This is a genomic window from Agrobacterium sp. LAD9 (genome assembly GCF_003031125.1).
In the GTDB taxonomy this organism is placed as follows: Bacteria; Pseudomonadota; Alphaproteobacteria; order Rhizobiales; family Rhizobiaceae; genus Agrobacterium; species Agrobacterium radiobacter.
In genome coordinates this window covers 323,845-345,429 of record NZ_PHGS01000016.1, presented here as the reverse complement: position 1 = coordinate 345,429, position 21,585 = coordinate 323,845, and the positions used below count along the sequence as shown (strand labels likewise).

Here is a 21,585-nt window from a genome sequence, read left to right as displayed (position 1 = left end):
ATGCATGCGCGCGCGCAAACGAGCGTGCGAACCGCAATTTGACGGTGGGGGATAGCTTCTCCGGCCTTGTCCTCCACCGGACCGGAATGCGAATTATAATAGATAGATTATTATATTTTAGAGATACCTTTTATTCAAGAGAAATTCCATCTGCGGTTTAAATCCAGACATCTGGCGTCTTTCCACCTGTCTTGCAGAGCGGGCGGGCAACGCTTATCTCTCGCCTGATAAGAGTGTTTCAACGCTAAAGGCGTCGAGGAGTTCCGAATGATTTTTGATGCGGCGAGGCTTGCCTTTCACAATCTCTTTGCCGCCGAAACCCGGTCGGTGTTCTGGAAGGTTCTGGGGCTCACGCTTCTCGTGCTGGCGGCGCTCTGGTTCGCCATCCGCTCGATCTTCATTTATTTCGCCCTGCCGTGGGTGGATACGCTGATACCCGGCGTGCCTGATTGGGCGGGCTGGCTGAGCTTCGTTTTCGCCATTTTCGCCGGAATAGGCCTTGCACTGGCGCTCGCGCTGCTCATTTCGCCGGTCACCGCCGTCATTGCCGGCCTGTTTCTCGATGATGTCGCCGAAGTGGTTGAAAAAAAGAGCTATCCGAACGATCCGCCCGGCGAGGCGATGCCGATCGGCGAGGCCGTGCTGTCGTCCATCAAGTTTTTTGGTGTCGTCATTGCCGGCAACCTCGTCGCGCTGTTGCTGCTTCTGGTGCCGGGCGTCAACCTCATCGCGTTTTTCCTGGTGAACGGTTATCTGCTCGGCCGGGAATTCTTCGAATTTGCGGCGATGCGTTTCCGAACCCCCCTGGAAGCTAGGCAGTTCCGCTCAAAACACCGCGCCACCGTCTTCATGGCCGGGCTGGTGATCGCGGCCTTTTTGGCGGTGCCGTTCCTCAATCTGCTGACGCCGCTTTTTGCCGCCTCGATGATGGTGCATCTGCACAAGGCCGTCAGCCGGCGCGATCCCTCATTCGCCGCCGGCCGCACCGAACAGCTGCGCGGGTAATTCCACCAGCGGCGCCGGAATATCGAAGGTCTTTTCCGGCGACTTGCAGATATCGGCAATCACGCAGCGCTCGCATTCCGGCTTGCGCGCCTTGCAGCAATAACGCCCGTGCAGGATCAGCCAGTGATGGGCATGGAACAGATATTGTTCGGGAATGATGCGGATCAGCCGGTCTTCAACCTCGTCAGGGGTTTTGCCCGGCGCAAGACAGAGCCGATTGGCAATGCGGAAGACGTGGGTATCCACCGCAAGGGTGGGCACGCCGAAAGCCATCGACATCACCACATTGGCCGTCTTGCGGCCGACGCCGGGCAGCGTCACCAGCTCTTCGCGGGTCTTCGGCACCTCACCGCCGAAATTGTCGATCAGCATCTGCGACAGGGCAATGACGTTTTTGGCCTTGTTGCGGTAAAGCCCGATGGTCTTGATATGGCCGATCAGCTGTTCCTCGCCGAGCGCCAGCATCTTTTCCGGCGTATCGGCCACCTTGAACAGCGCGCGCGTGGCGCGGTTCACGCCCACATCGGTCGCCTGTGCGGAAAGCGCCACGGCCACCAGCAGGGTGAAGGGATTGGTATGTTCCAGCTCGCCTTTCGGCTCCGGCCGCTGAATGGAAAAGCGGCGAAAGATTTCGGTCAGCTCATCCTTCGAATAGACCGTTTTCACCCGCGCCGGCTTGCGGACGGATGCCGGATTTGACTTTTTCAATGTTTGGGTGCTGGATCGTTTTTTGGCGACTGTCATGGACTATCTATAGCCAGCCCGCCCAAAGGAAAGCAACGTGGATACGCTCAACGACCAGCCGATTTTCGCGGCGGAACTCGTTCCGCACCGTTCGCTTGGCAGAAGGGGTTTCCGGCTGCTCCTGCTTGTCTCCGGTCTGGCCTGCCTTGTCTATGGCGGCTTCTTCCTCGCCACCGGGGCATGGCCCGTCGGCCTGTTCTTCGGGCTGGATTTTATGCTGCTTTATGTCGCCTTCCGCGCCAATTACCGGGCTGCGAAGGCGCGGGAAGAGGTCAGCGTCTCGCACACCAGCCTGTCGATCCGCAAATTTTCTCCGGCCGGGCGTATGGTGGAGCATCGCTTCAATCCCTTCTGGGCGCGCTTCAGGGTCAGGCGGCATGACGAGATCGGCATCGTCTCCATGCATGTGACGGGTGAAGGCCGGGCGACCGATATCGGATCGTTTCTCAATCCCGATGACAGGGAAAGCTTTGCGAAGGCGTTTGGCGGTGCGTTGGCGACCGTCAGGCGGCGGATGTGAGGGGATGCTCTGCCGCCCTCATCCCTGTGCTTGTCACAGGGATCCGGCCAGCCCAAGTCCCTGGGCTGAAAGAACTCCTCCTGCCACGCGGACGCGTGTCTGCTGGATTCCTGTGACGAGCACAGGAATGAGGGTGAGTGCGTGTTCCGGCTAACGAACATTCCTTGCGTATCGTGATACCGCGCAAGAAACGGGTGGAGACGAAGTCGCTTTAATGGTTTTCTCTTACCCGTTAGGAGATTTGCGATGAACGCCAATATTACGCTGAACGAAGACATCACCCCCATCGGATCGGACTACGACACGGTGCGCGGGGTCATCGAGCTTTTGACGCTGGATTATCGCGAGCAGCCCTCCCTTGAAGCCATCGCCGCAGAGCTCGGCCAGTCGCCGACGCAATTGCAGAAAACCTTCACCCGCTGGGCCGGTCTGTCGCCCAAGGCCTTTTTGCAGGCCGTGACGCTCGATCATGCCAAGCGGCTGTTGCGCGAAGAGGATCTGCCGCTGCTGGAAACCTCGATCGAGGTCGGCATGTCGGGGCCGGGACGCCTGCACGATCTGTTCGTCACCCATGAAGCCATGTCGCCTGGCGAATGGAAAGCCAAGGGTGGCGGGCTGACGATCCGTTACGGGTTTCACGCCTCGCCCTTCGGCCTTGCGCTGGTGATGGTCACCGATCGCGGTCTTGCCGGCTGCGCCTTCGCCGATCCGGGTGAGGAAAAAGCCTGTTTCGAGGACATGGCCGGCCGCTGGCCGAATGCTGACTATGTCGAGGATCGCGAAGCGACCGCGCCCTATGCCGCGCGCATCTTCGACCCGTCCATGTGGTTGGAGGACAAGCCGCTGCGCGTCGTGCTGCTCGGTACGGATTTTCAGGTGCGGGTGTGGGAAAGCCTGTTGAAAATCCCGATGGGCCGCGCCGTCACCTATTCGCACATCGCCTGCGATATCGGCCAGCCCACCGCCTCGCGCGCCGTGGGTGCAGCAGTCGGCGCCAACCCCGTCTCCTTCGTCGTTCCGTGCCACCGCGCGGTCGGTAAAAGCGGGGCGCTGACCGGTTATCATTGGGGCCTGACCCGCAAGCGGGCGATGCTCGGCTGGGAAACCGGAAAGGTGTGACGGGGGACGATTACCTTTGCCGATCCGTCGAGGATCGGCTATTCTTTGCCCATGAAGAGCATGATCGAACTTCCCGATGATCTGAAGCGCCGGATAGACCTTCTGGCCGAGCGCTCGAATTTGAGCCCCAGTCGCATCATAGAAGATGCGCTGTCGCATGGCCGTTCCCTGGCATGGCAGGAGAAGTGGACAAGCGGTGTCAGGGCTGGGCTGGCTGAGGCAGAAGCCGGAGAGTTCGTTTCCGAAGAAGAGATTGACGCTGTTTTGAACAAATACGCCAAGGCCTGAAACGCGTGCGGTTGGTCTGGACACCGCGTTATCTTAAAGAACTTGGCGGTATCGGCGACTACATTGCGGGGCGTAATCCGCGTGCGGCGACAAAGGTCGTTCGGGCAATCCACCAGACAACGGCACGCCTTCTGTGCGCAAATCCTTATCTCGGCCAGCTGGTTATTTCCGGTCTGCCCTACATCGTGGCTTATCGCGTGACGGACAGGCAGATCGAGGTCCTATTCGTTCAGCACGCCGCCCGGGAATGGCCTGACGAAGCCTAAACCAGCTCCATCAATGCCCTTGCCGCCGCCTCGTCCGTTATCAGCGTATTGCACCCGATGCGCTTGATCGTGGCGCGGATGGCGACGGCGCGATGGGCGCCGCCGGAGGCGAGAACGATGTGTTTGGCCTTGCGCAGCGTATCGAGATCGATGGCCATGGCGCGCTGATTGATCGGGTGATCGACGGAGCGGCCTTCAGCATCGATGAAGTTGAACATCGTGTCGCAGACGCAGCCGGCGTCGATGAGTTCCTGCAGCGTCGCCTTCGAAATGAAACCCTCCGACAGTGAGGTCGAATGCGGGCCGATATCGCCGCAGGAGACGATGGCGAGATCAAGCGTTTCAGCGAGATCGTAAAGCGTCGCGAGTCCGCATTTTTCAATCAGCGCCCGTTTGGTCTCGACGGAATCCACCAAAAGCGGTGCGAGGAACATGTAACATTCCGCCCCGAGCGCGCTTGCCAGCCGCCAGGTGTAATCGAGCGGGTTGGTCTGATGCACGGCGACGATACCCCCGAGCAGCGAGACGACCTTGCAGTTTTCCCGGCGCGGCGGGCGGAAGCTGGAAAGCGAAGCGGTCATGGTGCGGCCCCAGCCGACGCCAATGGTGGCGCCGTTCGGCACCGCTTCGGAGAGAAATTGCCCGAGCGCCAGGCCCACGGCCTTGGCCGTGCCCTCGACGCTTGCCTTGTCGGGGGAGGGAATGATGACGGCCTCATCCAGCCCGTAAGCCGCCTCCAGCCGGCCGGCCAGTTCGACGAAATCCTCGATGCCCTCGTTGATCCAGATCTGCACCTCGGAGCGTTTCATCGCTTCATCGAGAAGGCGGATGACGGTGGAGCGGCTGATGCCGAGCTTCTCGGCGACATCTTTCTGCGTCATGCCCTGATTATAATAAAGCCATGCGGCGCGCAGCCTCAGCGAAGCCGCTTCCGAATAGGCCGTATGGGTTTCTCTTCTCAGTTTCGCCACGGTTTCCGCCATTCTTTATGTTGGCGGAGTATCGCAGGCGTGAAACTTATGTCAATTGCGATGCGCAAATGTCTTGACTTTGGGCCGTGCCGCTTGCGATAGTCGGAGCCGGACAAACCGCGATTTCGGCCTTGGGCGCACCCATGGTGCGGGAACGAAAAGACGGGTGAGCAAGTTTTCAAGAGATCATGAAGGATCATTCGATATGACGTCCAAACTCGAACAACTTCGCGCCATCACCACGGTTGTTGCCGACACCGGCGATATCGAGGCGGTTGCGCGCCTGAAGCCGGTGGATTGCACCACCAATCCCACCATCGTTCTGAAAGCACTCGGCACGCCGGCCTTTGCGGATGCGGTGAAGGAAGCCGTCGCATGGGGCAAGAAGCAGGGTGGCCAGTCCGACGCCGTTGTTGCCGCCGTTGCCGATCGTCTGGCCATTTCTGTCGGTGCGGCGCTTGCCGGCCTCGTTCCGGGCCGCGTTTCGACCGAAGTTGATGCCGACCTTTCCTTCGATACGGAAGCCTCGATTGCCAAGGCGCGCCACATCATCGCGGCCTACAAGGAGCGCGGCATCGAGCGTGAACGCATCCTCATCAAGCTTGCCTCCACCTGGGAAGGCATCAAGGCTGCCGAAGTGCTGCAGTCCGAAGGCATCGACTGCAATCTGACGCTCCTGTTCTCGCAGGCCCAGGCGATTGCCTGCGCCGAAGCCAAGGTCTTCCTCATCTCGCCCTTCGTTGGCCGTATCCTTGACTGGTACAAGAAGTCGACCGGCGAGAACTACACCGCCGAGACCGATCCGGGCGTCGTCTCGGTGCGCAGCATCTACAACTACTACAAGGCCAATGGCATCAGCACCGTCGTCATGGGCGCGTCCTTCCGCAATGTCGGCGAAATCGAAGCGCTGGCCGGTTGCGACCGCCTGACGATCAGCCCGGCGCTGCTGGAAGAGCTGGACAAGGATACCGGCAAGCTGGAGCGCAAGCTTTCGGCTGACAACGTCAAGGCAGAGCCGCTGCAGTCGCTCGACGAGAAGGCATTCCGCTGGGCCATGAACGAAGACGCGATGGCAACCGAGAAGCTTTCGGAAGGCATCCGCCTGTTCGCAAAGGATCTGGTGACGTTGCGTGAGATGGTCCGCAAGGAACTGACGCTGGCTGCGGCCTGACACATAAAGGGGGGAACCATCCACGTTCCCCCGACGTTTAAGAGATATAATCTCCAGTCACTCAAAACGCGATCGGGTCCCTGCCGGTCGCGTTTTTTTTGTGCGTTTCAGGAATTTCCGTTCCCTGTCGCCACTTCGGAAATCCGCTTTGCCGCCTCGCGGATCAGCACTTCGCAGGCCTCGCGTGTCGGCGCCTTGCCGCCAAGCGGCGTGATATAGGGGCAGGTGATGACGGCGAGCGCCGTGCCATCGAGCGTCAGTACCGGCGCGGAAATATTGCGCACGCCGGCGGTCTGAAGGCTGTCCATGGATTCGAAACCGTTTTTGCGCACCTCCGCCAGCCGCTCGGCGAGGGAGGGCGGCACGGTTTCGCCGCTGCCGCGCACCTGCTCGGTTATCATGATCTCACGCTGCGCCTCGGTCTGGAAGGCCAAGAGCACATGGCCGGAGCCGGTGTGGAACAGACTCATCTGCGCGCCGACCCGCATGGACATGGCCCAATAGGTGGCGGATTCCTGCTGGGCGATGACGACGACGCTACCGCGGTCATAAACGGCCAGATGACAGGCCTGCTCAGCGCTGGCCGAAAAATCGCGCATGACAGGTGCGGCAAAAGAGACGAGCCGGCGTATCGGTGCATGGAAATGCGCCAGCCCGAACATCTTCAGCGTCAGCGAAAACCGGTCGCCGTCAAGCCGCTGCACGTAGCCGCGGCGCACCAGCCGGTCCAGCATGCGGTAAAGCTCGTTCGGGCTTTTACCGATAGACTTGGCGATCTCGATCTGCGTCAGCCCGCCATCGGTGCGGGCCAGAAGCTCGAGAATGTCGAGACCCTTGTCGAGGGCGGGAGCGCGATATCTTTCGCTGTCGTCGTCGGTCATCTGGCCTCGATGTGTTTTCTATGAGTGCCCGGTGGAGGCGCCATAAAATATGGTTGCCCGATACCCGACATCCGCGCAAGTTTGCTTGACGCCATATGAATACCGCGTTTACATATGAATTGTCGATCCATATTTGAGATCATCGAAATTCAGCGGTCCGATCCCCGAAGGGCGGGCGCGCCTTAGCGGGAGGCTATTCATGGTGCAGGATTTTAACGGCCGGACAGTGGTGATCACCGCCGCCGGTCAGGGTATCGGCCGGGCGACGGCGGAGCGGTTCATCTCGCTCGGCGCGCGCGTCATCGCCACTGATATCAACGAGCAGGCGCTTTCCACCCTCAAGGGCGCGGAAACCCGCGTTCTGAACGTGCTTGATGGCGATGGCGTCAAGGATTTCGCTGCCGATATCGGCCATGCGGATGTGCTGTTCAACTGCGCCGGCTTCGTTCATTCCGGCACCATTCTGGACTGTGAAGAGAAGGACTGGGACTTCTCCTTCGATCTCAACGCCAAGGCCATGTATCGCACCTGCCGCGCCTTCCTGCCCGGCATGCTGGAAAAGGGCAAGGGCGCGATCGTCAACATGTCCTCGGTTGCATCAAGCGTGAAGGGCGTGCCGAACCGTTTCGCCTATACCGCCTCGAAAGCTGCCGTGGTGGGCCTGACAAAGGCGATTGCCGCTGACTTCGTCACCAAGGGCATCCGCTGCAACGCCATCTGCCCCGGCACGGTCGACAGCCCGTCCTTGCATGACCGCCTGCGCGCCACCGGCAATTACGAACAGGCTCTGGCCGATTTCATCGCCCGCCAGCCGATGGGCCGTATCGCCATGCCGGAAGAAATCGCGGCACTCGTCACCTATCTTGCTTCTGATGAGGCAGGCTTCACCACCGGCCAGATCCATGTGATCGATGGCGGCTGGACTGGCTGAATTCCGTTACGGGAGAGAGGAGAGGCGACCGGTGTAAAACCCGGTCGCCTTTTTTCATTCAGACGACGGCGCTTCCGGCCATCAGTGCAAGCACGAGGAAGACCAGGAAGATCACCACGGCGATGAAGAACAGGATACGGGCCACGCCCGCCGCGGCTGCCGAAATGCCAGTAAAGCCGAACACGCCTGCGATCAAAGAAATGACAAAGAAAATAAGAGCCCACTTCAGCATGGTGCTTCCCCTTTTGCATAATTTTACCGAGCCCGCCGTCCCGCGACTGGCTCAGTAAAATGACGCGCAAAAGGGGAAAATGTTCCACACGCCCGCAAAAATCGTTGTTTTAGAAGCCTGTTTCCCCCGCCGCGTCGATCCGCCGGGCCTTCCAGGTGGTGCGGATGAAGGTGGCAACGAAAGCAAGGCTCATGAACATGACGATGGTGGGGGCAGGCGCACTGTCGATCAGGAAGCTCAGCCATATGCCCGAAAGCGATGAGGCGACCGCCACCGCCATGGCCACCAGCAGCATGGCGGAAAAGCGCCGGGTCAGCAGGAAGGCGATAGCGCCCGGCGCCACCAGCATGGCGACCGAGAGGATGATGCCCACCGCCTTCAGCGCGCCAACCACGGTCAGCGACAGAACCATCAGTAGGCCGTAATGCAGGATACGCACCGGCAGGCCGATGGCTTTGGCGTGCTGCGCATCGAAGGCGTTGACCAGCAGGTCCTTGCGCAGGATACCGAGAAACAGCGTGGCGAAAAGCGCGATCAGGCCCGTCTCCAGCATGTCTGAGGGCGCAATGCCGAGCATGTCGCCGAAGAGGATGTGATCGAGATGCACGTCGCTCTGCACCTTCACATAAAGCACCAGCCCCAGCCCGAACATGCCGGAAAAGACGATGCCGAGCACCGTGTCTTCCTTGATACGGCTGTTTTCCTTGATGAAACCGGTGCCGAGCGCACAGATCATGCCGGCGATGAACGCGCCGATGGACAGCGGGATGCCGACAATATAGGCCACCACCACGCCGGGCAGCACCGCATGGGAAACCGCATCGCCCATCAGCGACCAGCCCTTCAGCACCAGAAAACAGGAGAGCATCGCCATCGGCACCGCGATCATCAGGGTGATCACGAAGGCATATTGCATGAAGGGCAGCTGAAACGGCAGGATGGCGAGTTCGAGATATTCGCTCATGGCGTTTCCTCCAGCGCCTTGCGGGCCTTGGCACGCGATGCGAGAAGCCCGTGTTTGGGCGCAAAGACGAAGGCAGCAAGGAAGATCGCCGTCTGCAGCACGACGATGACGCCGCCGGTTGCGCCATCCAGGAAATAGCTGAGGTAAGCACCGACGAAGCTGGTGGCCGCGCCGATGATCAGGCTCATCAGGATCAGCCGCTCGAAACGGTCGGTCAAGAGATAGGCAGTGGCGCCCGGCGTTACCACCATGGCAACGACGAGGAAGGCTCCAACCGTCTGAAGGGCGGCAACCGTGGAGGCGGCCAGCAGGGTGAAGAAGATCACCTTCAGCACTTCCGGTTTCAGCCCCACGGTGCGGGCGTGGTTCTCATCGAAGAACACCACCATGAAGTCACGCCATTTCAGCGCCAGCACGATGAGGCTGATACCGCCGATCAGCGCCAGCTGGATCGTGTCTTCGGTGGTGATCGCGAGAATATTGCCGAGCACGATGGTCTGGATATTCACCGAGGTGGGCGAGAGCGACACCATGAACAGCCCGAGCCCAAAAAACGAGGTGAAGATCAGCCCGATGATCGCGTCTTCCTTCAGCCGCGTCTTCTGGTTCAGGAACAGCATGGAGCCGGCCGCAAGCCCGCCGGAAAGGAACGCACCGAGCGAAAAGGGCAGGCCCAGCATATAGGCGCCCGCAACGCCGGGAACGATGGCATGGGAAAGAGCATCGCCGATCAGCGACCAGCCCTTCAGCATCAGATAGGCCGAGAGGAAACCGCAGACGCCGCCTACCAGTGCGCTGACCCAGATGGCGTTCAGCATATAACCATAGGTGAAGGGCTCAAGAAGGCTGTTTATCATCGACTTTTTCTTTCGGAGCCTCAGGATCGTGCCCGTTCTGGCCGTTCTTGCCGTAGATCACAAAGGGCCGCTCATCATCGGTAATGACCTTCACCCGCCGCGGATCGGCGTCGTTATGCAGGTCGGCCCCGCCAAGCACGAAGTGGCGAAGGCTGCCGCCAAAGGCCTTCTGCAGGTTCTCCTCGTTGAAGGTATCCGCCGTCTTGCCTGATGCCAGAACCGTGCCCTTGACGAAGACGGCGCGGTCACAGAATTCCGGCACGCTGCCGAGATTATGGGTGGAGACCAGCATGACCCGGCCCTCGTCGCGCAGCGCCTTCAGAAGCGTGACGATCTGCTCTTCCGTTGTCACATCGACACCGGTGAAAGGCTCGTCCAGCAGGATCACCTGACCCTCCTGCGCCAGCGCGCGGGCGAGAAACACCCGCTTCTTCTGTCCGCCCGAGAGTTCGCCGATCTGGCGCTTGCGATAATCGAGCATGTTGACGCGTTTCAGCGCCTCTTCCACCATCTGGTGGTCGCGTTTCGAGGGGATGCGCAGGAAATTCATATGGCCATAACGGCCCATCATCACCACATCCTCGACCAGCACCGGAAAGCTCCAGTCCACTTCCTCGGCCTGTGGTACGTAGGCGACAAGGTTTTTCCTGAGCGCTTCCTTCACCGGCAGGTCGAAGATAGAGACGGAACCGGCGGCCAAAGGCACGAAACCCATGATCGCCTTGAAAATCGTGGACTTGCCGGCGCCATTGACGCCGACAAGTGCAGTGATCGTTCCGCGGGGGATGGAAAAGCTGGCATTTCTTAATGCGGTGTGGCCGTTTCGATAGGTCACTGTCGCATTTTGAACCGTCAGGCCGCCGCCTGATTTTTTACTGCCCATTCTCATGAAGACAGCCCCTTGGCGATGGTTTCGCTCGTCACGCGCAGGAGGTCGAGATAGGTCGGAACCGGACCATCGGCTTCGCTCAGCGAATCCACATAAAGAATGCCGCCATAGGCCGCACCGGTTTCCTTGGCCACCTGCTGGGCGGGATCGGCGGAAACCGTGCTTTCGCTGAAGATGACGTTGATATTGTGCTCGCGCATGGCGTCGATCACGCCGCGAACCTGCTGCGGTGTGCCCTGGCTGTCGGCATTGACCGGCCACAGGAACAGTTCCTTCAGGCCGAAATCACGGGCGAGATAAGAAAAAGCGCCTTCGCTCGTTACCAACCAGCGCTTGTTTTCAGGCAGGACGGAAAGCGTGTCGCGGATCGGCTGCACGGTGGCCTTGATCTTGTCCGAATAGGCCTTGGCATTGGCGGCATAGACATCCGCATGGGCGGGGTCGATATCCGTCAGTCCCTTGCGGATATTCTCCACGTAGATCAAGGCGTTATCGGGCGACATCCAGGCGTGCGGATTGGGCTTTCCCTGGTATGCCCCGCCGCTGATGGCCATGGGTTTCACGCCCTCGCTCACCGTCACGCTCGGCACGCCGGAAAGGTTGACCAGGAACTTCTCGAACCACAATTCCAGATTGAGGCCGTTGCGAAGCACCAGATCGGCCTTGCGGGCTTTGAGAATATCGCGCGGCGTCGGCTGGTAATTGTGAATTTCCGCACCCGGCTTGGTGATGCTTTCCACCTCGGCCGCATCGCCCGCCACGTTGCGCGCCATATCCGCGATGATGGTGAAGGTCGTCACGACAACAGGTTTTTCCTGGGCAAGGGCCGCACCGGGGAGAAAAAGCGAGAAGGCGAAAACTGCATGCCGGATTTTTTGAAAGTTCACGGGGCTCACCAGATTTTGTTGCGATTAATTCGCAATACCATCTGTTATAAAATCACCCTTGTCAACGCTATTGCAAATCATTCGCAAATTAGTGGATTTCAAGAATGTCTGAAAATGGTGCGTTTTTGCCGGTACCGCGCCGGTGGGGTTAAACTTTTTTCAATGAGAAAGCGGCACTATCGCAGGGCTCGGACAGCGTGGTCCGTAGCTTGTCCCGCGTGTGTTCCTCATCCATCGAGCCACGTTTTGGGGTGAGGGCGTAAGACGGGGTACTTGATGTCAGGATGTTGCGGGTGAAAGCTGTATTCGGACGAATGCGGTTTTCGCGCAAGCTCGTTATGATCGGAGGCGGGATCCTGCTTTTGGCGGGTGCGACCGGTTCTGCTGCCGTGTTCATCGGCAGCGATCGGCTGCTTGGTCCATCCTACGCTTCCACCAACGGGCTTTCCTGCGACGCGGTCCAGACAGTCAACATTCGCAAGAACGGTTCTTTATGGGTCCGCAAATTCATTCGTACCCAGGGCGGTGACGGCACCGAGCGGCTGAAGACCGCGCTTCGCGTCGCCAGGGCGGTTTACGACAAGCAGAAACCCGATCTGGTTCAGGTCTCCGTGCTCGACAAGAACGGTCCGCAGCTGCGCTCGGAAATGCGCGGCCGCGCCATTGCCGCACAGGTGGTTTTCATTCCGGACCTCGCCAAAATCCCTGAGGGTGCGGAGGCGCGGCGCTATTCGGCCTTTTATTACGATGGCGCGGCAAACGGCACCGGGCAATTTTATGGGCTGCGCATCGATCTGCCGCTGGAAGATACCGAAGCGCTGGCAGCAAGCCTCAGCGATTCAGCCGATTGCGCGACCCCGGCTCTGGATGCAGGCTCCGAAGGCCACGACGCAAAGCCCGCAAAGGGCGCGACGGGACACGGCGAAACCAAGGATGATGGCGCAGGCGGCCACGGTGGCACGCCGGCGGAAACCAAGGAAGGCGGGGCCGGTGCGGAAGCCCATGACGAAACCCCGTCTCCCGAAGCGCATGGCGAACCTGCCGCCGATGAACTTCTGACCTCGACACCGGAAGCCGATGGCGGCAGCATCTTCAGCCTGTCCTACCTGAAATCGCTGATCTTCGGAAAAGGCTCGACGACCGCACAGGCGGCGGAAGAGAAGCCGGCGACCGAAAATGCGCCGGCAGAAGAACCGGGTGCGGAGAAAAAGGCCGCAAGCCACTAAGCGGGCGAGGGCGGTTCTCGGAGAAACCTTCCGGCGACCTTGCCCCCGGTGCGTCAGATATCGGGTCCGATCCGCAGACGGCCAGCCGGATTTGGAAATTTCTTGCGCTTGTTGACGATTGCCGGAGAGAAACTCTGCGACAGGGCGGCAAAGGCGGCAATTCGGGCGATCAGCTTTTCCCGTTCACCCTTCGTCACGGCTTCGTAGCTTTTGATCTCGTCAATGTAACCCGTCAGCCATTCTTCATATTTGCCTTCGCTCCACAGACGCCCAGTCGCAAACACCGCGTCTTCCAGCCGATCATAGGCAACAAGCGTCCGTCGCCAGCGATGCTCGTCGAAATCCAGCGCGCCATTTGCAAAAAGCGATCCGACCTCAAGGCCGTAGCTCATCAGTTTTGCCGAGCGTTCCGGTGGCATCGTTAGGTTTAGCCCGCCTTCCTCCTCATTGAGGAAAACGCGGGCGATGCGCTCCCTTTGGCCGGGCATGGTGGCAAGGGATTGGTCCTGCCAGTCCTTCGCCGAACTGAGGATGCTGCCCAGGAAGCCGCTCATTTTTTCCATCTTGTGAACGGGCACGCCTATCCCTTCGCCGGCCGCCTGCGGGATAGTGACGCGCTTCTTGCTGCCGGCGATGGATTTCGGCAATTCATCAAGGCTGAGGGCGAAAGTCGGACGCGACGGAAGCAGGGCGTCGAAAAGATGAATGGGAAAGTTGCTGCTGATGCCGCCATCGGAGAACCAGATTTTCGCCTTCATGACGGGCCGTGCGTCGCCGCTGATGCGTCGCACGATATCCAGCGTGCCGCGATCATTGGTATAGGCCGGAATGGCCTTGAACAGGACCGGGAAACTCAGGCTCATGCGCGTTGCGATGATGACGGGCAGCTGGGCGGGCTCCGGAAAAGCCTTGAGTTCAGGAAAGGGGCCGCCCGGTGTTGCGATCTGCTTCAGCCAGTCCATCACGCCAGCGGGGAACAGCTGGCTCCATTCCTTCGGGTCGTAGGCCACCATGAGAGTCGTTGTCGGAAGCGTGTGCGGCCGCCGCATCGACAGGTTCGTCGTGACCATCTTCAGGTTTATGACCGGCTTCTCCGGCTCCGCGCCAATGAGATCGCCAAAGGTCAGCGGCGGCGCTGTCGCAGCGTCGCTGCCGAAAGCAATGTCCTGGATCGAGGCATGCAACCATTCCGTCAGGCCCGGAACCTCCCGATCGGAAACCGTCAGTCCTGAACAGAAGCCGAAGCCGTCCTTCGGCAACCGATGAAAAACCAGCCACAGGATCTGGCCAAGGATGCCGGCCAGCATGCCCACCAACCCGCCGAGAATGGACCCGGCGCAGCCGCCACCCAGAGCCCACAAGATACCGGCGCCGATGACAATGCCTGTTATGGCTGCCAGCGGAAAAGCCATGGGCAAGCCCAAAACCTTGCCCGGCCAGCCACCGGCCTGCGCCCACAGCAGATAGCGCATCAGGGGGCGAAAACGGCGCTCCGGCTGGAAAAGCCTGTCCAGAATAGTGGGTATCGCGTCGCAATGGGCCTGCAGGCGGGTGAACCCATCAGGGTCTTTCCTGACGGTGCGGGAATATTCCGCCGCAGCCGCGAAAGCGGCGGCAATCGCCCCGGCCGATGTGCCGCCAATCGAGCGGAAACGGTATCGGCGCGCCAGTTCCAGAACCGCATAGGGATAAACGACACCGGAGGTGATGCCGCCTTTCATCACCACGTCGCATTCCTTTTCAGGGGTTGCGAACATATCGGGCTGGTATCTGGGAAGCTCATTCTCGGGCATGCGTATCTCCCCCGGCGGCCCTTGATCGAAAGCCGTCAAACACAATGCGAATGATGCGGAATGGGTATCACAAGTTGAGGCGATATCGCCAGTATATTCTACTAAAAGTTATATGAATTTATTCGATCCGCTCACAGATGGCCGGATAGTTACTTGCCGTGTCTATGTAGGGAGAGGAAAACCGACAGCAAACGGGGCGAAACCTCGCCACACACTCCGGCGTCATCCTCGGGCCTGTCCCGAGGATCTGCAACGGATTGACATTATTGGACGTGATTAGGTCCTCGGCACAGGCCCGAGGATGACGTCGAGAAAATACGTCCCCTTCGCCACCAGCGAGAAAATCGGGGAGCGGCAGGCGGCCGCGAGGCCGCCCCCGGGTTTCGTCCGATCAGTCCGCCTTGTTGCGGCGGGCCGGGAAGAGGATGACGTCGCGGATCGAGGGCGCGTTGGTGAGCAGCATGATCAGGCGATCGACGCCGATACCGAGGCCGCCGGCGGGCGGCATGCCCTGGTCGATGGCGTCGAGGAATTCGTCGTCCAGCTGCTTGTCCTTTTCGCCGCGGGCATGGGCCTGCTCCAGCTGCTCCACCATGCGGCGGCGCTGTTCTTCGGGATCGTTGAGTTCGGAGAAGGCGTTGCCCACTTCCCAGGCGTTGCAATAGCTTTCGAAACGCTCGACGAGGCGCGGCTCGCCCGGCACTTCCTTGGCAAAGGGCGAAATATCCTTCGGGAAATGCGTGACGTGGCTCGGCTGGATCAGCGTGCCTTCCACCTTCTCTTCGAAGATGAAGGCAAGGCATTCGCCCCAGGTCCAGTCCTTCTCGACGGCAAAACCGGCGGCCTTGGCAGCAGCGCGGGCTTCTTCATCGGTCTTGATGGCGAGGAAGTCGATGCCGGTTGCTTCCTTTACCGCATCAGGCATAGGCACGCGCTTGAACGGACCCTTGAAGGAGATCGTCTGGCCCTGGAATTCAACTTCGGTCGTGCCGTGCAGGGCAATCGCCAGCGTCTCGAACAGCCGCTCCACGAGACCCATGATGTCTTCGTAGTCGGCATAGGCCCAATAGCACTCCATCATGGTGAATTCAGGATTGTGCCGTGTGGAAACGCCTTCGTTGCGGAAGTTGCGGTTGATTTCGAAGACCTTGTCGGAGAGGCCGGATACCAGCGTGCGCTTCAGGAACAGTTCCGGCGCGATGCGCAGATACATGTCCATCTTCAGCGTGTTGTGGAAAGTCTTGAACGGATCGGCCGTCGCGCCGCCATAGACGGTCTGCAGCATCGGCGTTTCCACTTCGAGGAAGCCTTCATCCTCCATGAAACGGCGCATACCGGACAGGATCTTCGAGCGCTGCAGGAAGCGCAGCTTGGATTCTTCGTTGGCGAGAATATCGAGATGGCGCTTGCGGTAACGCAGCTCAATATCGGAAACGCCATGCCACTTCTCCGGCATCGGCAGCAGCGACTTGGTCAGCATGGTGATTTCTTCGGCGTTGATCGTCAGCTCACCGCGCTTGGTGCGACGCACCTTGCCGGTCACGCCGATGATATCGCCAATGTCGATCATTGGCAGAAGATTACGCGCCGTTTCCGGCGTCGTATCCTTGTGGGAGAAAATCTGCACCTTGCCCGAGGCATCATGGATGTCCATGAACATGCCGGAATTGCGCGAGGAATAAACGCGGCCCGCCACCGTCACCGTGTCGCCGGTTTCGACGTCGGCTTCGATATCGGCATATTTTTCCGCCAGCTCCGCATTGGTCAGCGTGCGGTGGAAATGCGCCGGATAAACGTCGCCGATCTGCTCGCGCAGCAGCGCAAGTTTCTGGCGGCGCACTTCTGTCGCGTCGGAGGAAAGGGCGGTGGTTTCGGTCTTGGTGTCGGTCATTGTTCTTCGCCTTTAGCGGGCTTTGCTTGTTACGGTTACCCATCCCACTCTGGGTTTACCCCCCTCTGTCCTGCTGGACATCTCCCCCTCAAGGGGGGAGATCGACAAGCGGCGGACACCTTGCCCATGGGGGCGGGTGCGCCATCTGATCTCCCCCCTTGAGGGGGAGATGCCCGGCAGGGCAGAGGGGGGTGCCCCGAGCAGAGGGGTATATTTCAGAATGCTGCCGTTACCGGCAGCATTAAACTATCAGCTTCCGCTGCCAACCATGGTGGCCACGACAGCAATCGCCATCTTCAGCCGCTGGCGCACCACTGAGCGGCCGAGCAGCGCCATGCTATCGAACAGCGGCAGCGAGCGCGAGGAACCGGACACGGCAACGAAGAGCGGCGGCGTGACGATGCGCAGCTTCTTGCCGGTGCGTTCGGCAATGTCGCGCAGCTCGGCCTCGATTGCTTCCACGTTCCAATCAGGCATTTTTTCCAGGTCGGTGGCAACCGTGGTGAGGATCTCGTGGATTTCCTCCGGTTTGCTTTTGAGACCGGCAAACGACGCGGGCGTGAGGCCAACGTCGCTTGAAAGCAGGAAGCCTGCAAGGTTGGGCAATTCGCCGAGCTTGGAAATACGGCTCTGCGCAAGCTTCAGGCCTTCGGTCAGGCGTGCATTCTCCATCGCCCATTCCAGCGTGCGGGCAATGAATTCTTCCGGTGTGAGCTTCTCGCGCAGCCAGCGGCCGTTCAGCCAGTCCAGCTTCTGGATATCGAAGATGGCGCCGGCCTTGGACAACGCTTCCGGGTCGAACTTCGCCGCCAGTTCTTCCATGGTCAAAAGCTCTTCGCCTTCAGCGATCTGGATGAAGAACAGGCCGAGGAAGTTCATCAGCGCTTCCGGCAGGTAGCCGAGCGCGGAATAATAGGAGATGGACGTCGGGTTCTTGCGCTTGGAAAGCTTCGACTTGTCGGCGTTGCGCATCAGCGAAAGATGCATGAACGTCGGCTGCTCCCAGCCGAAATAACGGTAAAGCAGGATGTGCTTGGGCACGGAGGCCAGCCATTCCTCGCCGCGCGCCACATGGGTGATCTTCATCAGATGGTCGTCGATGACGTTTGCCATGTGATAGGTCGGCATGCCGTCGGCCTTGATCAGCACCTGCATGTCGACCGAGTCCCACGGAATCGAGACATCGCCGTAAACGCCGTCATGGAAATCGCACGAACCTTCGGTCGGGATCTTCATGCGCACGACGTTGGCTTCGCCGGCGGCGACGCGGGCGGTCACTTCCTCGGCCTTCAGGTGGAGGCAAAGGCCGTCATATTTCGGCGGCTTGCCGGCGGCGCGCTGGGCCTCGCGCATCTGCTCAAGCCGCTCGGGTGTGCAGAAACAGCGGAAGGCATGGCCTTTTTCCAGCAGCTCTTCGGCATAGGGCCAGTACATGGCCTTGCGCTCGGACTGGCGATAAGGGCCATAGGGGCCTCCGACATCTGGGCCTTCCGACCAGGTGAGGCCGGTCCAGCGCAGCGCCTCGAGCACCTTCTGCTCATATTCCAGCGTCGAGCGGGTGGCGTCGGTGTCCTCGATGCGCAGGATGAACTCGCCGCCATGTTTCTTGGCGAAGAGATAGTTGAACAGCGCGATATAGGCGGTGCCGACATGGGGCTCGCCGGTGGGGGAAGGTGCAATGCGGACGCGAACGCCGGAAGTGGTCATGAAATTCACTCGTCGTGACGTGGCAGTGACATGGGGGCGAATTGGCCCTTATATCACGGAGTTTTCGTTTGAATGCGGCAGGAAATCATGCGGAAAGGCGCGTGTCACGCGCGCTTTTGCACATTCCCGTTCGGCATCGGCTTAGGCCATATTATGCCGCAGGCGTCAAGGAAATAAGGATATTTACCGTCTTGCCTCAACGCATTGCTGCGATGCAAGGATGCCGCGCTTTTCCCCGAAAAGTTTCAGGAAACCGGCCAGACGTAAAGCAGCATCGGAATGCTGGCGATGACGATCATGATCGACAGCGGCAGGCCGAGGCGCGGGTAGTCGCTGAAGCGGTAACCGCCGGGGCCCATCACCAGCGTGTTGCACTGGTGGCCGATGGGCGTGAGAAAATCGCAGCCCGCGCCGATCGCCACCGCCATCAGGAAGGCTTCCGGCCTGAAGCCGAGTGTGGTGGCGAAACCTGCGGCGATGGGGGCCATGACCAGCACGGTTGCGGCATTGTTGAGAAAGGGCGTGACCGCCATGGCGGTGAGCAGGATCATGCCGAGCGCCGCAAAGGGCGGCAATCCCTGTGCGGCATGGCCGAGCCAGGCGGCGATCAGTTCGCTCGCCCCGCTGGTGCGCAGACTGTCGCTGACGGGAATGAGGGCGGCGAGCATGACGAGGATCGGCCCGTCGATGGATTTATAGACCTCTGTGAGCGGGATCGCGCCGACGAGGATCATCAGGAAGGCGGCGGCGAAGAATGCGACTGAGACCGGCACCAGTCCGCTGCCGGCGGCGATCATGGCGGCGGCGAGCACGATGACGGGCAGCAGCGCGCGGCGCTGCACCCCAAGCAGGATTTCCCGCTGCGCCAGTGGCAAGAGCGAAAATTCCTGCAGGACCTGCGGCAGGTTCTTGCGGCTGCCCTGCAAAAGAATGACGTCCCCTGCCTGCAATGTCAGCTCGGAGAGCCGCTGGCTGACGCGCTGGCCGTGGCGGTTGACGGCGATCAGATTGACGCCGCGCGTATAGGAGAGCGAAAGCTCGCGCGCCGAAATGCCGCTCAGCACCGATTCATTGCTGATGACCGCTTCCATGGAAATGAGATCGACGGTCTTCTGGCCGTTCTCCATCAGCGGCTTGCCTGACAGCAGCAGCTTTGCCTGCGAGACGATGCGGTCAAGCCCTTCCGGGCTACCTTCGAGAAGCACGGTGTCCCCGGCCTTGAGCTTCACATCGGGGAAGGGGGAGATGCGTCTCGGCCCGCGCAGGATGGTGCTGGCGATGACGTCGCCATCGGCCTGTTTGAGCAATTCGCGCAGCGGCTTGTCCGCATAGGTGCTGTCGGCGGGCAGCGTCGCTTCGGCGGTATAGGCCGACTGGTCGAGAATATCCTCCACCGATGCCTGCTGGCGGTTGCGGACCGGCAGAAGGCGATAACCGAAAGTCAGGAAGATGATGCCGATGACTGTCAGTCCCGCGCCGACGGGGGTGAAGTCGAACATCGAAAAGCTCTGCCCGGTCATCTCCTCGCGCAGCCGCGAGACGACGATGTTGGGCGAGGTGCCGATCTGCGTCATCAGCCCGCCCAGAAGTGCGGCAAAGGCCATGGGCATCAGATAATAGGAAACGGGGCTGCCGGATTTGCGGGCAAACTGGAAAGCGACCGGCATCATGATGGCGAGCGCGCCGATATTCTTGATGAAGGCCGACATGATGGCGACGACGATCATCAGGAAGGCAAGCTGCAGGCTCTTGGAGTGCATTTCGGGAAAATATTTCTTGATTGTCATATCCACGATGCCGGAGCGCGCCACGGCCGAACTGACGATCAGCGCGCTGCCGACGATGATGACGATATCATCCGAAAAACCGGAGAAAGCCTTCTCGAAAGGCACAACCCCCACCGCCACCGCCACCAGCAATGCGCTGCAGGCGACGACATCGTAACGCAGCCTGTCCCAGATGAACGCGACCATCATGCCGGCGATCACGGTGAAGGCGAGGATCTGGTCGGTTGTCATGCTGCCTGTTTGCTTTCGAAGGAGAAAAACGCGCCGTCGCCGGGCGTAAGGCGAGGATGCATTGAAACGCAAGCCGCGGCTTTGAGGTTCCGGACGGAAATAAAGAGTCCGATTGGTGGAAGCCTGCTTCGCGCGGAAGGCTTTGGATGGCCGCCTATCGGCCTAAAGCTTCCGTCATCCTCGGCCTTGAGCCGAGGATGACGTGGAGTATGAGGAGCGGTCCTTCCTCAATCCGAGACCCGTCTGCAAACGGGCCTCGGAAAATCAGGGAAACGTCACGGCAACATCAATGCACGTCGCCGGCGGCCTCCGCCTTCTTTCGACGCCGCGCATTGCGGGCCAGCATGTTGAGCAGTTCCACCAGCGCCGAAAACGCCATGGCGGCATAAACGTAGCCCTTCGGAACATGGAAGCCCATGCCTTCGGCAATCAGTGTCGTGCCGATCATCATCAGGAAGGCGAGGGCCAGCATGACGATGGTGGGGTTGCGCTCGATGAAGTTGGCAAGCGGCGTTGCGGCCAAAAGCATGACGGTGACGGCGACGATGACAGCGACGATCATGATCGGCAGATGCGGCGTCATGCCAACGGCGGTGATGATGCTGTCCACCGAGAAGACGAGGTCGAGCAGCAGGATCTGGCCGATGGCGGCGCCGAAATTCATGCCCACAGGGCCGCCGACCATGTCTTCCTTGTGGTCTTCCGGGTCGACATTGTGGTGGATTTCCTTGGTGGCCTTCCACATCAGGAAAAGACCGCCGGCGATGAGGATCATGTCCTTCCATGAGAAGGCGTGGCCGAAGAGCTCGAAGACCGGCGTGGTCAGCTGCACGATCCACGCGACGGTGCCGAGCAGGCCAAGCCGCATGACGAGCGCAAGGCCGATGCCGATCTTGCGGGCTTTTTCGCGCTGTTCAGGCGGCAGCTTGTTGGTGAGGATCGAGATGAAGATCAGGTTGTCGATACCAAGCACGACCTCCATGACGATCAGGGTGACGAGCGCCACCCAGGCGGCGGGGTCGGACAGAAGAGGGAGAACGGACTCCATCAGGGAATTTTTCCTTTCAGCAACAAGGCCACCCGAAACATTCGGTGGGTGGAATTTATAGCGCAATACGCGAGAAACAAGGAGACCGCCCCTGTGATGGGCAAGATTTCATCGAAATTTCGCGCAAACCGCGTATCGGGCACTGTCCCGTTGCCGGTCCGGTCGCCCGTTGCTGAA

The 21,585-nt window shown here is 60.2% G+C and carries 21 protein-coding genes; 8 read left to right on the top strand and 13 right to left on the bottom strand.

The genetic code is table 11. The features are described 5' to 3' along the window. Positions 1–267: 267 nt before the first annotated feature. A complete protein-coding gene (locus DA915_RS18925; protein ID WP_020809871.1) occupies positions 268–1,005 on the top strand; it encodes a sulfate transporter family protein in 738 nt (245 codons plus the stop codon). Here the strand turns inward: DA915_RS18925 and nth are convergent. After that, positions 967–1,749, bottom strand: a complete 783-nt coding sequence (gene nth / locus DA915_RS18920; RefSeq protein WP_080864545.1) for an endonuclease III — start codon at positions 1,747–1,749, stop codon at positions 967–969. The genes DA915_RS18925 and nth overlap by 39 nt on opposite strands. A 37-nt stretch (positions 1,750–1,786) precedes the next feature. Here nth and DA915_RS18915 point away from each other — a divergent pair, with 37 nt between their 5' ends. The 4 genes from DA915_RS18915 (at position 1,787) to DA915_RS18900 (ending at position 3,942) form a co-directional block, all read left to right on the top strand. Beyond that, a complete protein-coding gene (locus DA915_RS18915; protein WP_107676905.1) occupies positions 1,787–2,269 on the top strand; it encodes a DUF2244 domain-containing protein in 483 nt (160 codons plus the stop codon). A 246-nt stretch (positions 2,270–2,515) separates the two neighbouring features. Beyond that, positions 2,516–3,388 (top strand): bifunctional helix-turn-helix domain-containing protein/methylated-DNA--[protein]-cysteine S-methyltransferase, encoded by an 873-nt coding sequence (locus tag DA915_RS18910; RefSeq protein ID WP_107676904.1) that lies wholly within the window; start codon positions 2,516–2,518, stop codon positions 3,386–3,388. Between the two features lie 51 nt (positions 3,389–3,439). Further along, on the top strand, positions 3,440–3,676 hold the full coding sequence (locus DA915_RS18905) for a CopG family ribbon-helix-helix protein (protein WP_107676903.1): 237 nt from the start codon (positions 3,440–3,442) through the stop codon (positions 3,674–3,676). Between the two features lie 5 nt (positions 3,677–3,681). After that, the gene (locus tag DA915_RS18900) at positions 3,682–3,942 is read left to right on the top strand and encodes a type II toxin-antitoxin system RelE/ParE family toxin (RefSeq protein ID WP_107676902.1); all 261 of its coding nucleotides are present in this window, start codon (positions 3,682–3,684) and stop codon (positions 3,940–3,942) included. Here the strand turns inward: DA915_RS18900 and DA915_RS18895 are convergent. Next, complete coding sequence (locus DA915_RS18895) at positions 3,939–4,913, bottom strand: sugar-binding transcriptional regulator (RefSeq protein ID WP_026363379.1); 975 nt, start codon at positions 4,911–4,913, stop codon at positions 3,939–3,941. The two genes, DA915_RS18900 and DA915_RS18895, sit on opposite strands and share 4 nt — an antisense overlap. A 205-nt stretch (positions 4,914–5,118) precedes the next feature. Here DA915_RS18895 and tal point away from each other — a divergent pair, with 205 nt between their 5' ends. Beyond that, positions 5,119–6,084, top strand: coding sequence for a transaldolase (gene tal / locus DA915_RS18890; RefSeq protein WP_107676901.1), 966 nt, complete (start codon positions 5,119–5,121; stop codon positions 6,082–6,084). Positions 6,085–6,191: 107 nt separating this feature from the next. Here the strand turns inward: tal and DA915_RS18885 are convergent, their stop codons facing one another. After that, a complete protein-coding gene (locus DA915_RS18885) occupies positions 6,192–6,965 on the bottom strand; it encodes an IclR family transcriptional regulator (protein ID WP_065695066.1) in 774 nt (257 codons plus the stop codon). 199 nt (positions 6,966–7,164) lie between these two features. Here DA915_RS18885 and DA915_RS18880 point away from each other — a divergent pair, with 199 nt between their 5' ends. After that, on the top strand, positions 7,165–7,896 hold the full coding sequence (locus tag DA915_RS18880; protein WP_107676900.1) for an SDR family oxidoreductase: 732 nt from the start codon (positions 7,165–7,167) through the stop codon (positions 7,894–7,896). 58 nt (positions 7,897–7,954) lie between these two features. Here DA915_RS18880 and DA915_RS18875 read toward each other — a convergent pair whose 3' ends face one another. The 5 genes from DA915_RS18875 to DA915_RS18855 form a co-directional block, all read right to left on the bottom strand. Continuing rightward, positions 7,955–8,128: a DUF1328 domain-containing protein gene (locus DA915_RS18875; protein WP_003499086.1), complete on the bottom strand. Its 174-nt coding sequence runs from the start codon at positions 8,126–8,128 to the stop codon at positions 7,955–7,957. A 109-nt stretch (positions 8,129–8,237) separates the two neighbouring features. Continuing rightward, positions 8,238–9,092, bottom strand: a complete 855-nt coding sequence (locus DA915_RS18870; RefSeq protein WP_107676899.1) for a metal ABC transporter permease — start codon at positions 9,090–9,092, stop codon at positions 8,238–8,240. Beyond that, entirely contained in the window at positions 9,089–9,949 is an 861-nt protein-coding gene (locus tag DA915_RS18865; protein ID WP_003505419.1) for a metal ABC transporter permease, read from the bottom strand. Before DA915_RS18865 ends, DA915_RS18870 begins: the two co-directional genes overlap by 4 nt. Further along, positions 9,930–10,838: a manganese/iron ABC transporter ATP-binding protein gene (locus tag DA915_RS18860; RefSeq protein ID WP_060727311.1), complete on the bottom strand. Its 909-nt coding sequence runs from the start codon at positions 10,836–10,838 to the stop codon at positions 9,930–9,932. Before DA915_RS18860 ends, DA915_RS18865 begins: the two co-directional genes overlap by 20 nt. After that, entirely contained in the window at positions 10,835–11,725 is an 891-nt protein-coding gene (locus DA915_RS18855) for a metal ABC transporter substrate-binding protein (protein WP_003505422.1), read from the bottom strand. The genes DA915_RS18860 and DA915_RS18855 overlap by 4 nt, the downstream gene beginning before the upstream one ends. Before the next feature lie 314 nt (positions 11,726–12,039). Here DA915_RS18855 and DA915_RS18850 point away from each other — a divergent pair, with 314 nt between their 5' ends. Then, positions 12,040–12,951 carry a hypothetical protein gene (locus DA915_RS18850; protein ID WP_162722792.1) on the top strand — a complete coding sequence of 304 codons (912 nt, stop codon included), beginning with the start codon at positions 12,040–12,042 and terminating at the stop codon, positions 12,949–12,951. Positions 12,952–13,004: 53 nt separating this feature from the next. On the opposite strand, the gene DA915_RS18845 is transcribed toward DA915_RS18850, so the two are convergent. The 5 genes from DA915_RS18845 to DA915_RS18820 form a co-directional block, all read right to left on the bottom strand. After that, a complete protein-coding gene (locus DA915_RS18845) occupies positions 13,005–14,744 on the bottom strand; it encodes a patatin-like phospholipase family protein (protein ID WP_107676898.1) in 1,740 nt (579 codons plus the stop codon). 391 nt (positions 14,745–15,135) lie between these two features. Beyond that, positions 15,136–16,635: a lysine--tRNA ligase gene (gene lysS / locus DA915_RS18840; protein ID WP_060724554.1), complete on the bottom strand. Its 1,500-nt coding sequence runs from the start codon at positions 16,633–16,635 to the stop codon at positions 15,136–15,138. Between the two features lie 249 nt (positions 16,636–16,884). Beyond that, positions 16,885–18,342, bottom strand: coding sequence for a glutamate--tRNA ligase (gltX, locus tag DA915_RS18830; protein ID WP_107676897.1), 1,458 nt, complete (start codon positions 18,340–18,342; stop codon positions 16,885–16,887). A 245-nt stretch (positions 18,343–18,587) separates the two neighbouring features. Further along, on the bottom strand, positions 18,588–20,360 hold the full coding sequence (locus tag DA915_RS18825) for an SLC13 family permease (RefSeq protein ID WP_107676896.1): 1,773 nt from the start codon (positions 20,358–20,360) through the stop codon (positions 18,588–18,590). 286 nt (positions 20,361–20,646) lie between these two features. Then, the gene (locus DA915_RS18820) at positions 20,647–21,408 is read right to left on the bottom strand and encodes a TerC family protein (RefSeq protein ID WP_020812092.1); all 762 of its coding nucleotides are present in this window, start codon (positions 21,406–21,408) and stop codon (positions 20,647–20,649) included. Positions 21,409–21,585: the final 177 nt, after the last annotated feature.